The sequence below is a fragment of the Streptomyces sp. NPDC006798 genome, from assembly GCF_040635975.1.
Classification (GTDB): Bacteria; Actinomycetota; Actinomycetes; order Streptomycetales; family Streptomycetaceae; genus Streptomyces.
The window spans coordinates 1-14,535 of the sequence record NZ_JBEYIS010000044.1 but is presented as its reverse complement, the minus strand read 5'-3'; the positions used below and the strand labels follow the sequence as shown (position 1 = coordinate 14,535).

Annotated in this window: 7 protein-coding genes; 6 read left to right on the top strand and 1 reads right to left on the bottom strand. The window is 73.5% G+C overall.

The genetic code is table 11. The annotated features are described in order from the left end of the window. Positions 1-56 precede the first annotated feature (56 nt). A complete protein-coding gene (locus ABZ714_RS25860) occupies positions 57-1,211 on the top strand; it encodes a sulfatase-like hydrolase/transferase (protein ID WP_358827719.1) in 1,155 nt (384 codons plus the stop codon). Further along, positions 1,208-2,563 (top strand): MFS transporter, encoded by a 1,356-nt coding sequence (locus ABZ714_RS25855; protein ID WP_358827718.1) that lies wholly within the window; start codon positions 1,208-1,210, stop codon positions 2,561-2,563. Before ABZ714_RS25860 ends, ABZ714_RS25855 begins: the two co-directional genes overlap by 4 nt. On the opposite strand, the gene ABZ714_RS25850 is transcribed toward ABZ714_RS25855, so the two are convergent. After that, complete coding sequence (locus tag ABZ714_RS25850) at positions 2,471-3,472, bottom strand: ParB N-terminal domain-containing protein (protein WP_358827717.1); 1,002 nt, start codon at positions 3,470-3,472, stop codon at positions 2,471-2,473. The two genes, ABZ714_RS25855 and ABZ714_RS25850, sit on opposite strands and share 93 nt — an antisense overlap. 344 nt (positions 3,473-3,816) lie before the next feature. On the opposite strand from ABZ714_RS25850, the gene ABZ714_RS25845 reads away from it, so the two are divergent. The 4 genes from ABZ714_RS25845 to ABZ714_RS25830 form a co-directional block, all read left to right on the top strand. Continuing rightward, the gene (locus ABZ714_RS25845; RefSeq protein WP_358827716.1) at positions 3,817-5,532 is read left to right on the top strand and encodes a non-ribosomal peptide synthetase; all 1,716 of its coding nucleotides are present in this window, start codon (positions 3,817-3,819) and stop codon (positions 5,530-5,532) included. Next, positions 5,529-6,794 (top strand): NAD(P)/FAD-dependent oxidoreductase, encoded by a 1,266-nt coding sequence (locus ABZ714_RS25840; protein ID WP_358827715.1) that lies wholly within the window; start codon positions 5,529-5,531, stop codon positions 6,792-6,794. Before ABZ714_RS25845 ends, ABZ714_RS25840 begins: the two co-directional genes overlap by 4 nt. Then, positions 6,791-7,366 carry a DUF6875 domain-containing protein gene (locus tag ABZ714_RS25835; protein ID WP_358827714.1) on the top strand — a complete coding sequence of 192 codons (576 nt, stop codon included), beginning with the start codon at positions 6,791-6,793 and terminating at the stop codon, positions 7,364-7,366. Before ABZ714_RS25840 ends, ABZ714_RS25835 begins: the two co-directional genes overlap by 4 nt. Next, positions 7,363-14,535: amino acid adenylation domain-containing protein (locus tag ABZ714_RS25830; RefSeq protein WP_358827713.1), on the top strand; the 7,173-nt coding region annotated here is incomplete at its 3' end. The genes ABZ714_RS25835 and ABZ714_RS25830, both read left to right, overlap by 4 nt.

The following is a 14,535-nucleotide window of genomic DNA, read 5'->3' as shown; positions in this document are numbered from 1 at the left end:
CCCGTTGTTAGCCTTCGGGGCCGCTGGCGTCGACAGAGGAATACAGAGGAATCCCGGTGACCACACAGCCGAACATCCTGTTCATATCCCTGGACACCGTGCGCGCCGACGTCGCCTATTCGGGGAAGTACCCCGGTGTGGAGCGGCTGCGCGCGGGCGGGGTCAGCTTCACCCAGGCGATCTCGTCGTGCCCCCTGACTCCGGTCAGCCACGCCACGGTCTTCACCGGCCTCCAGCCACCGCGCCACGGGGTCAGACACCTGTTCCGCGAAGCGCTGGACAAGAAGGTGCCGACCCTGGCGGAGTGCCTGTCGGCGGCCGGGTACACGACCGGCGCGGTGGTGTCCTGCCCCGGCCTGAACCAGTGGTACGGCATCGACCGCGGGTTCGACTTCTACGACGACGAGATCCCGCTGCTGCCGGACGGCCGGGACCCGCTGTCGGTCGGCGACGTGAAGCTGCGCGGGCTGGCACTCAAGCGCGCGCCGGTGGTGGTCGAACGCGCCACCCGCTGGCTGGAGTCGCTGGACGGCGACGGACCGTTCTTCCTGTTCGCGCACTTCTTCGACGCGCACTGGCCGTACGAGCCGCCGGAGGACGTCGGGGTCGAGGTGGCGAACCCGTACGAGGGCGAGGTCGCCTATACCGACCACTACGTCCAGCTCCTGCTGCGCCGGATCGCCGAGATGGGCCACGACGTCGAGTCGATGCTGGTGGTGTGCTTCTCCGATCACGGCGAGGACCTGGCCGGCTGGTACCCCAACGACCACGCCGGAGACCTCGGCCACCCGTACGAGGAGGGCCACGGCTGCCTGCTCTTCGACGCGACCCAGCATGTGCCGCTGATCATCAGCGGCCCAGGAGTGCCGGCGGGGATGAGCGTGGACAGCCAGGTACGGCTGGTCGACATCATGCCGACGGTGCTCGACCAGCTCGGGCTGGAGCCCCGGTCGTCGGACGGCGCCTCGCTGACCGAGTTCTTCGCGGGCGGCACCGGGGCGTCCCGCGAGGCGTACTCGGAGACCTACTTCCCGCAGGAGCGGGCCGCCGCCTCGGCGGAGTACCCGGATCTGAAGGCGCTGCACGCGGTACGGGCGGACGGGCGGAAGGTGATCTGGGAGGCGGACGGGCGGCAGGTGTGGGCCTACGACCTGGTCGCCGACCCCGACGAACTCGGCGGGCGGGTCCTCGTGTCGGATGAGGACGCGTGAGACCGAAAGCGGCCCCGGCCCCTCGTTCGGCCCGCCGGGTACTGGTCGCCAGCACGATCGGTACCGCCATCGAGTGGTACGACTTCTATCTGTACGCGACGGCCTCCGCGCTGGTGTTCGGCCCGCTGTTCTTCCCGGGGTCGTCGGCGGCCGGCGGTGTGCTCGCGTCGTTCGCCACCTACGCGGCCGGGTTCGTCGCCCGCCCGCTCGGCGGACTGCTGTTCGGCCACTTCGGCGACCGGGTGGGCCGCAAGTCGATGATGGTGTGGACGCTGCTCGTCATGGGCGTCGCCACCTTCGGTATCGGCCTGCTGCCCACCTACGACCAGGCCGGCGTCCTCGCACCGGTCCTGCTGGTCACCTTGCGCGTCGCCCAGGGCATCGGCATCGGCGGTGAGTGGGGCAGCGCCGTACTGCTCAGCACCGAACACGGCCCGCCCGGACGCCGGGGCTTCTTCAGCAGCTGGCCCGCGATGGGCTTCGCGGTGGCACTGTTCGGCAGCAACCTGACCTTCGTACTGATCTCCAAGCTGCCCGAGGAGGACTTCCTGACCTGGGGGTGGCGGCTGCCGTTCCTGGCGTCGAGCGTCCTGGTCGGGATCGGTATCTGGGTTCGGCTGGGGGTCGAGGAGTCACCGGAGTTCGTCCGCGGCCGGGCGGAGAACCTCGCCGCCCGGGTACCGGTGATCACGGTGCTGCGGCAGTGGCCGCGCCGGGTGGTGATCGGCATCCTCGCCTCCCTCGGCACCGGGTCCGTGATCGCGATGTTCACCGTGTTCCTGGTGGCGCACGCGGCGAAGTCCGGGCCGGAGGTGCGGTCGGCCGTACTGACCGGGCTGATGATCGCGGCCCTGGGGGAGTGCGTGACACTGCCGGTATTCGGCGCGCTCTCCGACCGGTACGGCCGAAGACCGGTCATGATCTTCGGCTACGCGGTCGCGGTGGTGGCGATGATCCCGGCGGGCGCCTGGCTGTCCTCGGGTGATCCGACGCTGATCGCCCTGGTGTTCATCCCCGCCCTGACCATCGCGCACGGCGCGATCTACGGGGGCCTGGCGGCGTTCCTCGTGGACCTGTTCCCGACCATGGTGCGGTTCTCCGCGATCGCCGTGACCTACCAGGTGGGCGTCACGCTCTCCAGCTTCCTGCCGCTGATCGCGGTCGCGCTCACCGGCGGCTCGTCGGCGCTGCTTCCGGTGATCGCGCTCTTCGCGGTGGTCGAGCTGGCGGCGGCGATCGCGGTGGCCTGCGCGCCGGACTCACGCGCTGACGCGGACCCGGTCGCGGAGCCGGTCGGCGAGCGCCGACCAGTCGGCAGCGCAGTCCATGGCGAGATCGGCCACGACCGGTGACCAGTGCTCGGGGACGGCGGCGGCGAGGCGCTCCCACTGCGCGGCGTCCAGGGTGCTGGCGTCGAGCAGCCGCAGGAGCGCCCGGCCGGTCTCGGAGAACCGCAACGACGGATCGGCGCGCAGCGAGAGCAGGAACCGGCCCCGCTCGGCGCGGGGCGTACCGCTGGTGCCGATGTCGCCGCCGTTGTTGTCGCCCGGTTCCTGGTTATCCACACGGTGCCCGGCGGAAAGGCGATGGCGCGCCGGAATAGGATCGTCGCCGCGGCGCATTCTTTCCCGGACATCCCGGGCGGTGCCGACCGATATTCCGGCGATTCGGGCGATCTCCCGCAATGAGAGATCTGGATTGTTCGAGATCGCCCGACTCGCAATCGTGCGTCCATGAGAGGCATCGAGTGGACGGACTTTCCCGTCGCGGCCGAGGCGGGTGTTCAACTGGGTCGCTTCCCCGGTTGAACATCGCCGGATCGCGGCCACCGTCTTGGTGGACAACCCGGCGGTCGACGCGATCAGACGGTCCGACAGGTGCGGATGAGACGCGAGGATCCGGGCGGCGGCGGCGGTGCGGTCGGCCAGCGTCAGTGGTAACCCCTGAGTCACGTTGGCGCTCACGGCCACCATGAACGCGTCCTCCTCGGAACCGTCGACGAACCGTACGGCGATCGTGGCGTCGCCGCGCAGCTTGGCCGCGCGCAACCGGTGCACACCATCGATGACCTGCATGGTCGGCCGGTGTACGAGGATCGGCGGGAGGTCGTCCGAGCATTGCGCGAGCGCGCTGACATGGTCTGGACTGGCGCCGGCCACCCGCACGAGACGTGTTTCGGTCAACTGGTCGACCGGCACGAACGCCGGTGGCGGGTCCATCGATCGCGTACCCGGCGGTGGCGGTGTATCTGTTCTGCTCATCCGAACTCCTCCAGATGGGCCAACCCACTTTTGCGCACGACTCGGTCGCGCTCGGCAGCGCGTAACTGATCAGGTCTCGGGAAGCGGCTACAAGATACTGGCCGGATCGTGGCGCCGAACAGACCGGTGGAACAGAAATTTCCATGAGCAAGTTCTCATAATTTTCGTTGCGTTCCGTGCAATCGGGTGGGGGTTGAAGTAATCGCTTGTCGCCCTCGTTGACACCGCTCCGCGTCATGAGACAGAGTTCCCCCCGTTCCCCTAATGGATTTCCGTGGGTCACGGAGTGTGAAACCGCAGTGGACGCGCGATTGGATAAGGCGAATCCCTTACCGGCCGAGACAATGGTGGGGATGTTCCGGCGCCGAGTCGCCCGGGATCCGGAGTCGATCGCGGTCGTCGCCGCCGACGGCACGCTTTCCTACGGTGAGCTGGACGCCCGCGCCGCCGCGGTGGCGGGCGGCCTGCGAGACCGAGGCGTCGGGCCGGACGACATCGTCGCCGTCGCGATGCCACGCGGCACGGACATGGTCGTCGCCGTCGTCGCCGTGCTCGCCGCGGGAGCCGCGTATCTGCCGGTCGACACCGCCCAACCGCCGGACCGGGTGGCCGCCCTGCTCGCCGACGCCCGCCCCGCCCTGGTGCTGACACCCGGGGAACTGCGGGCCCTGGAGGCCTCGGCGGGATCCGCCGCCCCGGTGGCGGATCCCGATCCGGCCTGTGCCGCCTATGTCATCTACACCTCCGGCTCGACCGGAAGGCCCAAGGGCGTGGTCGTTCCCCATACGGGGATCGCCCAGCTCGTCGCGGCGCAGCGGGAACGCTTCGGCGCCGGGCCGGGCGCCCGGGTACTGCAGTACGCGTCGGTCGGCTTCGACGTGGCCGTCGCCGATCTGTGCATGGCGCTGCTCACCGGGGCCACGCTCGTTCTCGCGCCGCCCGACGGCCTTCCGCCCGGTGAACCGTTCGCCCGGTTCGTCGCCGAGCACGGCGTCACCCATGTGTGCATGCCGCCGAGCGCCCTCGCCGGCCAGCCGGACCTGGCGCTGCCTTCGGTCGCCTGCCTGATCGTCGCGGGAGAGGCGCCGGGCCCGGACCTCGTCGCCCGCTGGTCCGCCGGCCGCCGGATGATCAATGCCTACGGTCCGACCGAGACGACCGCGTGCGCCACCATGAGCGCACCGCTCACCGGCGGCCCGGTGGTGCCGATCGGTGCCGCGATCCCCGGTACCGAACTACGGGTGCTGGACGAGAAGTGCGCCCCGGCCGCCGAGGGCGAGCTGTACATCGGCGGCGCCGGGGTCGCGCGCGGCTATCTGGGCCGCCCCGGGCCGACCGCGGAGCGGTTCGTCGCCGATCCGTGGGGTCCGCCCGGGGCTCGGATGTTCCGGACCGGCGACCTGGTCCGCGTACTGCCCGACGGTGACCTGCTGTTCCTCGGCCGGGCCGACGACCAGGTGAAGATCCGCGGCCACCGGGTCGAACCGGCCGAGGTGGAGGCCGCGCTCGGCGCTCACCCGGCGGTGGCGCGGGCGGCGGTCGTCGCCCACTCCGGACCGCTCGGCGCCTACCTGGTGGGCTATGTGGTGCCGTACGGGCCGAGCGTGCCGGACCTGCGCGCTTATCTCGCCGAACGGCTGCCGGCCCATCTCGTCCCGGACATGATCGAGGTGGTCGGGGACTTCCCGCTGACCCCCAACGGAAAACTGGACCGGGCCGCGTTCGCCGAGCCGGTGCCACGGGCGTCGGGCGCGCTCGCCGACGACCTCGCCCGGTTGTTCGCCGAGGTGCTTTCGGTGGATTCGGCCGCGCCCGACGACGACTTCTTCGCCCTCGGCGGCACGTCCCTCATGGCCACGGCGCTGGTCAGCCGGATCCGGGTCGAACTTGCCGTGGAAGTGTCCGTGGCCACCGTGTTCGACGTCTCCACACCCGCCGAACTCGCCGAAGCCCTGTCCGCGACGGACCGAACGGACCCGAAGGACCCGACGGACCGGATGGGCCGGATGGATCCGATGGACCCGGTGGCCTCGGTGGACTCGACCAGGGGCCGGATATGAATGTCGTCATCGTCGGCGCGGGAATGGCCGGGACCATGCTGGCGATCCGGCTGGCCCGCCGCGGCCACCGGGTGGACGTGGTGGAGCGGCGCGGCGACCCGCGCGCCACGAACGGCCCGGACGCCGCGTCGATCAGCGTCGGACTCTCCGAACGCGGGCGGGCGGCGCTGCGCGACATCGGCCTCCTCGACGAGGCCCTGGCCGCAGCGGTTCCCATGCGCGGCCGGATCGTCCACCACGGCGGCCGGGTCACCTACCAGCCCTACGGCGCGGACGACACCGAGGTACTGCACTCGGTCCGCCGCCACGACCTCAACATCGCCCTGCTCGACGCCGCCGAATCGATTCCCCGGGTACGGCTGTGGTTCGGGCACCGCGTCACCGGCCTGGCCGGGACCGAGGTGCGGACCCCGGCCAGGACGTTCCCGGCGGATCTCGTCGTGGGCGCGGACGGCGCGTACTCGACCGTCCGCGCGCATCTGCACCGCCGGGCGGGCGCCGAGTTCCACCAGACCCACCTGGAATGGGGCTACCGGGAGTTCACCATCCCGGCCGTCGACCGGCCGGAGGCGTTGCACATCTGGCCCGGCAGCCGGGGACTGGTGGTGGCGCACCCCAACCCGGACGGATCGCTGACCGGCACCGTGTTCCTGCCGTTCGACGGCGACACCGGCTTCTCGGGGCTGCGCGACCCGGCACGGGCCGGGGCGTTCCTGGTAGAGGAGTTCGGCGATCTGACCGATCTGGTGCCGGACCTGGTCACCCAGTTCCTCGCGCACGAGCCGGGCAGCCTGGTGTCGGTACGCACCGCGCCGTGGCAGCACGACCGGGTCGTCCTCGTCGGCGACGCCGCGCACGCCGTGTTCCCGTTCTACGGCCAGGGGATGAACGCCGCGTTCGAGGACTGCGCGGTACTCGACGAATGCCTCGCCGCGTACGCCCCTGGCGAAGCGCTCGCCGCGTTCGAGGCCCGCCGCCGCCCGCACACGGACGTACTCGCCGAGCTGTCCGCGGCGAACTTCGTGGAGCTGCGCGACCGGGTGCGGTCCCCGGTGTTCCTGGCCCGCAAACGGATCGACTTCGCGCTCGGCCGCCTGTTGCCAGGGTGGCGGACGCTGTACGCGATGATCAGCCACAGCAGCCTCCCGTACGGCGACGCGCTCGCCCGGGCCCGCCGCCAGGACCGCCTCCTCGGTGGACTCGCCGGGCTCGGCGGAGTCGCGTTGCTCGCCGCGGTGTGGCGGAAGCGGAGCGGGAGATGATGCTGAGCCACCCGGCGGGCGACGTCACGCTGTTCGAGCCGGACCACCCGGACCTGCCCGCCGCCGCCGAGGCGGTGCTGGAGTGGGCGCGGTCCTATCTGTGCCGACCGCATCCCGATCTGGGGCGGAGCGGTGACGTCTGTCCGTACACCGCCCTCGCGCTGGAACGGGGCGGGTTCTTCCTCGCCGTCCACCCCGGACGGCCGGACCTGCGGGCGGTGATGACCGCCTACCGCGACTGGTTCCCCGACCTGCCGCCGCGTGACGGGCCGCAGGCCAGATACCGGGCGGTCCTGGTGGTGCTGCCGGACGTGACGCCCGGGGAGATCGACCGCGCCCAGCGGGAGCTGAAGCCCGGATTCGTGGAACGCGGCCTGATGATCGGCGAGTTCCACCCGGGACCGCCGTCCGCCCGCGGTCTGTGGAATACGGACTTCCGGCCGATGCGCTGCCCGTTGCCGCTGCTGGCGGTGCGGCACATGGTGGCCGCCGACGCGCCGTTCCTGCGGGCGGAGCCGGAGCATCTGGCCGCGTACCGGAGCCGGTTCGGCGACCGGGGGGCGTACCGATGACGGTCCCGCTCCCGCCCGGTGCCCGGCGGCTGTGGTTCCTGGAGGCGCTCGCCGACGGTGCCCCCCTGCACAACAACCCGGCGGTGTTCCGGCTGACCGGACCCGTGTCGGTGGACGCGCTCCGGCGCGCGGCGGATCTGGTGGTCGCCCGGCATCCGGTGCTGCGAACCACCTTCCACGAGATCGACGGCGAACCGGTCGGCCGGGTGGGCCCGGTGGCCGCCGCGGAAGTCGTGGTGCGGACGGTGCCGGCCGCGGAAACAGCCGGGGCCGCGGACGCGGCCGCCGCGGCGTTCGCGGCCCGGGCCGCACGCGAGCCGTTCGATCCGCGCTCCGGGCCGCTGTTCCGGATCCGTCTGGGCCGGATCACCCCGACCGACCACGTCCTGGTGATCAATACGCACCACGCGGTGGTCGACGGTACGTCACTGTCGGTGCTGTGCCGGGAGATCGGCGCCCTGTACGCCGACCCGGACCGGCCACTGCCGGACCCCGGAGCGCCGCCGGACGCCGCCGACGCCGACCCGTCCCGGCGGGCGGCCGATCTGGACGGCGCTCCTGACCTGCTCACCCTGCCCACCGACCGGCCCCGCCCGAGGATGCGCTCCTTCCGGGGGGAGCTGCGCCGCCACACCGTCCCCGAGGGGCTCACCGCGCGGGTCGACGCGCTCGCCAGGGCCACCCGCGCCACCCGGTTCGTCGTACTCCAGGCCGCGTACGCCGCCACCCTGGGAACGACGGCCGGTCAGGACGACGTGGTGGTCGCCACCCTGGTGTCCGGGCGGCCGGGGCCGGAGTTCGCCGATGTCGTCGGCATGTTCGTGAACCCGGTGCCGCTGCGGGTGGGGATCGGCGGCGATCCCACGTTCCGGGAGCTGGTGGCCGGGGTCCGCCGCGCGGTCGCGGCGGGACTGGGCGGCGCGGAAGTCCCGTACGACCGGCTCGTCGAGGCGGTCGGTGCCTCCCGCGACCCCAGCCACGCGCCGCTGTGCCAGGCGCACCTCGTCATGCAGGAGCCCCCCGAGCTGGCGCTCCCCGGTGTGCGGGCCGACCGGATGCCGCCGGACAAGGGCACGGCCGATGTCGACCTGACCCTGATGGTGGAGTCCGGCGGCGCGGAGATGGCCGTGGTCACCGAGCACGACACGGATCTGTTCGACGGTGCGACGGTCGACGGTCTCGCCGGGCGGCTGCTGGCCTTGCTGGACCGGGCGTGCGCCGACCCCGACCGCCGGTTGTCGGCGCTGACGGCTTCGTCGGCGCTGTCGGCATCGGCGGTGTCCGGGCCGGCCGGTGGGCCGGCGCCGGCGACCGTGCCGGAGCTGATCCGGTTCGACGCCGACGGCCTCGCGGTGGGGGACATGTCCTACGCCGAGCTGGACCGCCGCTCGGCGGCCCTGGCCTCGGTACTGCGGGCGAAGGGCGCCGGTCCCGAGGCATGGGTCGCGGTCGATCTGCCGCGCGGCCCGGACCTGGTGGTGGCCGTCCTCGGGATCTGGCGCGCGGGCGCGGTGTACGTACCGGTGGAACCGTTGTGGCCCGAGCCGCGGCGCCGGGCCGTCACCGACGCCGCCCGCGTCGTACTGACCGAGATCCCGGACCTGCCGGAGGAGTTCGAGCCCGTCGAGCCCGGAATCGGACCCGAGTCACTGGCGTACGTGTTCCACACCTCCGGGTCGACCGGCCGCCCCAAGGCGGTGGGCGTGCCGCACCGCGCGGTGGCCGGGATGCTGGCCCGGTCGACGGCGCTGGTGGGTCTCGGCGCCGGGGACGCGGTGGCGGCCATGACCTCCCCGGCGTTCGACATATCGGTCTGGGAACTGGTGGCGCCGCTGACGGTGGGCGCCCGGGTGGCGGCGATACCGCCGGAGATCGTGGTGGACGGTCCGGCGCTGGCGCGGTGGCTGAGTGCCGAGGCGGTCACGGCCGTCCAGGTCACCCCCTCGGTGTGGGCGGTCCTGGTGGCGGCCGGGGGCGTACCGGAGTGCGTACGGCTCCGGGTGTCGATCGGGGAGGTGCTGACGCCGGAGCTGGCCGGGGCGCTGGCCGGGTCGCCGGGCGGGGCCGAGCTGTGGAATACGTACGGCCCGACCGAGACGACGATCTGGTCGACCGCCGAACAGGTCCGCCGGGACGGCCGGTTCGGCATCGGCGACCCGCTCGACGGCGTGGCCCTTCATCTGCTGAACGCGGGCCTGCGGCCGGTCGACGACGATGTGGTCGGCGAGGTGTACCTGGGCGGGTTCCCGCTGGCGCGCGGCTATCTCGGCGCGCCCGGCCGGACGGCGACCAGATTCGTCGCCGACCCGTTCTCACCGGTCCCCGGCGCGCGCATGTACGCGACGGGCGACCTGGCGCGGCGCCGGCCGGACGGTGTGCTGGAGTTCGTCGGGCGGGTCGACGGGCAGCTCAAGGTACGTGGTCACCGGGTGGAACCGGCCGAAGTCGAGGCGGCGCTGCGGGCGGACCCGGAGATCGCCGACGCCCGGGTGACCGGTGACGGCGACCGTCTGGTGGCCTACGTCGTCCCGGCCGCCGGGCAGCCCGGCTGGCCGGGGGTGCGGGAGCGGCTGAGCCGGGTCCTGCCCGCCTATCTGGTGCCGTCGGCGCTGGTGTCCGTGGCCGCGTTCCCGCTGACCAGCGCCGGAAAGCTGAATGTACGCGCGCTGCCCCCACCGGCGGCGGAGGAATCTGCCGCCGCTGATCCCCGCCCAGGTCTCGAGACCACGATCGCGGAGATCTTCGCGGCCCTGCTGGCCCGCCCGGTCGACCGCGACGACGACTTCTTCCTCTCCGGCGGCCACTCCCTGGCGGCGGTGCGGGCCGTCGCCAGGATCGGGGCGTCGGCCGGCGTGGAGGTGACGATCAGGACCCTGATGGCCAACCCCACCGTCGCCGCCCTGGCCGCCGCGATCGAAGCGGACCGGGGCGCTCCCGGGACTCCGGAGAGCCCTGACGCCCCGGAGCCGGAGCCCGCCGCACCGGGACGGCTGTCCGGCCCGCAGCACGGACTGTGGATCATCAACCAGGCGGGCCGGGACGACGGCGCCTACGTCGTACACGCCGCGTTCCGGCTGGAGGGCGCGCTCGACGCGGCGGACCTGCGCGCCCGGTTCGCCCGTACCCTGGCCGGCCATCCCGTCCTGCGATCGGCGATCGCCGTCCATCACGACACCCCGCTGCTGAGCGCGGCACCCTGCACGGACGATGTGCCGGAGAGGGCCTGGCGCAGCACCGACCTGAGCGCCCGTACGGATCCGTGGCCGGAGGCCGAACGCCTGGCCGCCCGGGACGCCGACCGGCCCTTCGACCTGACCCGGCCACCGCTGGTGCGCGCCCACCTGATCAGAACCGCCCCCACGACCCATCTCCTGGCGGTCACCGCTCACCACATCATCTGCGACGACCAGTCGATGTCGACCCTGCTGAGGTCCCTGGCCACCGCGGATCCGGCCGTCCCGCCCCCGGCCGGCGCCACGGACGTCCAGGGGCCGAGGGCCGCGTCCGGCACGGGGACCGGCGTACCGGGACTCCCGGACCCCGGGCCGACGGCCGTGGGCCCACGGCGACGGACCACCGAGTTCTGGGCCGAGACACTCCGCGACGCCCCGCCCGCCTCCGGACCCGCGCCGGACCGTCCCTACGGCACGGCCCCGGCCGCCACGCCGGGCGCGGGCGGATCGCCGCAGCCGGAATCCGGTCCCGGCCCGGCCCGGCCCCACCGCGCGGGCGCCGCCCCCGGTGCCACCCACCGGTTCACCGTCCCGGCCGGGCTCGCCCGCGACTTCGCCGCCTGGTGCCGGGGCGAGCGGGCCACCACCTTCGCCGGTCTCCTCGCCGTCTTCGCCATCGTCTCCGCCACCCGCGACGGCGGTGACGACCTCGTCGTCGGCGCCCCGGTCAGTACCCGCCCGGCCGGGTGGGACGACGCGATCGGCATGTTCGTCACGACCCTCCCGCTCCGGCTCCGTACGAGCCGCCGGGCCACCCCTCGCGAACTGCTCGCCGACGCCACCGCGGTGGTGGCCGACGCGATGGACCACGCCGATATCTCCCTGGCCGACATCCTCGCCACGGTTCCCGCCTCACGGGACGACCACCCCCTGTTCCGGACCATGCTGGTCCTCAACCGCGAGACGGCCCCCGCCGCCTTCCCCGGCCTGACCACCACCCCGGTCCCGATCGACCGTGCCACCAGCCGGTTCGACCTCACCCTCCACATCAGGGAGCGCGACGGCGACTGGTCCGCCCTCATCGACTACCGCACCGACCGGTACGAGGCGGACACGATCACCAGGATCGCCGACCAGGTGTCGGCGGTGATGGCGGCCGTGGTCCGCCACCCCGGTCTGCCCCTGTCCCACCTGGACCTGCTGGCCCCGGCCGACCGCGCCGTCCACACCGCCCTCGGCACCCGGTCCGGTCCGGCCACCGGCGGTGGACCGGACCCGCGGGCCACCGGCCCGGCCGTCCGGACCCGGCCAGCCGCCACCACCGTTCTGGACCTGATCGCGGCACAGACCGCCCGGACCCCCGACGCGACCGCCGTCCTCGACCTCGCCGCCGCTCCTCTCACCTACCGCGAACTGGACCGCGGATCCTCGGCCGTCGCCGGGCGGCTGCGCGAGGCCGGCATCCGGAACGAGGACCCGGTCGCGATCGCCATCCCGTCCGGCGCCGACGCGATTACCGCGATCCTCGGCGTACTCAAGGCGGGCGGCTGCTTCGTCCCCGTCGACCCCGCCCAGCCGCCCTTCCGCCGGGACGCCCTGATCACCGCGAGCGGCGCGCGGACCGTCCTGACCCGCGACACCCTCCCCGCCACCGGCCACCACGAACCCGCACCCGTCCACCCGTCCCAGCTCGCCTATGTCGTCCACACCTCCGGCTCCACCGGCGAACCCAAGGGCGTCGAGGTACAGCACGACACCCTGCTCAACCTCACCACCGCGTTCATCGCCGAACACGGCCTCACCGCCGCGCACCGCCTCCTCATGGTCCCGCCCCCGCACTTCGACGCCGCGTTCGGCGACATCTTCCCGGTCCTCGCGGCCGGGGCCACCCTCGTCGTCCACCCCGACCCGGGCGGCCTCACCGGCCCCGACCTCCTCCGGCTCTGCGTCGAACACCGGCTGACCGCGGTCGACACCGCGGCCCCCCTCTGGCAGCGCTGGGTGGCCGATCTCGCCGGGGAACGCCTCCCGCTGGAGATGATGATGGTCGGCGGCGACATCGTCTCGGCGGCGGCCGTCCGCGCCTGGGCGAAGCACGGCATCCCCCTGCACAACCACTACGGCCCGACGGAAGCCACCGTCTGCGCGACCAGCCATCGCACCGTCGACGGCCTGGAGCACCCCACCCGGCTGCCGATCGGCCGCCCGCTGCCGAACGTCCGCGTCCACCTCCTCGACCGGGCTCTGCGCCGGGTGCCCGTCGGCGTGGTCGGCGAGGTCTACATCGGCGGGACGGCGCCCGCCCGGGGGTACCGGGGAAACCCGGCCGCGACCGCCTCGGCGTTCCTCGCCGACCCGTACGGCGCCCCCGGCGCCCGGATGTACCGGACCGGCGACCTCGCCCGGCTCGACCCGCACGGCACGATCGAGTTCGTCGGCCGGGCCGACGACCAGGTCAAGATCCGCGGCAACCGGGTCGAGCCGGGGGAGGTCGCGGCCGTGCTCGCCGCGCACCCGGCCGTCACGGAGGCCGTGGTGGTGGCCAGGGGGGACCGTCTCATCGGCTACGTCGGCGCCCCGGCCGCACCCGGGCGGTACGCCTCCGACCCGCCCACATCCGGGCGGTACGCCTCCGATCCTGCCGCACCCGGCTCGCCGCCCGCCGCCCCGGACGTCCCCGGCCTGCGCGCCTTCTGCGCCGACCGCCTGCCCGCGCATCTCGTGCCGGACACCGTGGTCGTCCTCGACGCCCTGCCCACTCAGAGCACCGGCAAGGTCGACCACACCGCCCTCCCCGAACCCCCGACCGGCCCCACCGACCGCACCGCCCCGGCCGATCCGCCCCGGACCGCCACCGAGCGGGCCGTCGCCGCCGTCTGGGCCACCGTTCTCGACCGGTCCGACGTGGGCCGTACCTCGGACTTCTTCGCCATCGGCGGGCACTCCCTGATCGCCGCCCACGTCCTCGCCGCGGTCCGCGACCGCCTCGGCGTCACCGTGCCGATGAGCACCCTGTTCACCGCCCCAACCGTGGCGGCGTTCGCGGCGGCCGTCGACGGCGGTGCCCCGTCGGAGCTGCCCACGGTCGACCGGCTGCGCGCCGACGCCGTACCCCCGGCCGAGATCCGGCTCCGTACCGGCCACCCGTCCGGCGTCCCCCGGGCCGATGGCTCCCCGTCCGGCGGCCACCCGGCCGGTACGCCGCGCCGGATCCTGCTCACCGGCGCCACCGGATTCCTCGGCCGCCACCTCCTCGACCAGCTCCTGGCCAGGACCGGTGCCCGGATCCACTGCCTGGTCCGCCCGGGCTCGATCGACCGGCTGCCGGCCACCGGCCGGGTGATCCCGGTACCCGGCGACCTGGCCGCACCCGGCCTCGGGCTGTCCACCGAGGACCACCACACCCTCACGACCATGGACGCGATCTACCACAACGCGGCCGTACCCCACTTCGCCGCGCCCTACAGCGCCCTCAAACCCGCCCATGTCGACGCCACCGCCGCGATCCTGCGCCTGGCGGGCTACAGCGGCGCCCCACTGCATCTGATCTCCACCCTCGGCGTCTTCCTCGGCACGGCCTACGACGGCCGGGTCGTCACCGAGGCCGACACCCCCACCGACCCGAGCGGCCTCACCAGCGGCTACGACCTCAGCAAATGGGCGGCCGACGCCATGGCCGACGCCGCCCGCGCACACGGTCTCGCCGTCTCGATCCACCGCATCGCGGCCATCGTCGGCGACACCGCCACCGGCGCCGCCGACCCGCGTTCCGCGTTCAGCCGCTGGCTCACCGGATGCGTCGCCGCGGGCGCCGTCCCGGACACCGCCGAAGTGCTGGACATGGTGCCCGTGGACACGGTGGCCGCGGCGATCGTCGCCCTCTCCCAGGCCCCGGACCACTCCGGCCGCAACCACCACTACCACGGCGACGGCCACCGCAACACCCATGGCGAACCGTTCCGCTATATCAACCGGCTGAAGCCCGGCGATCCGATC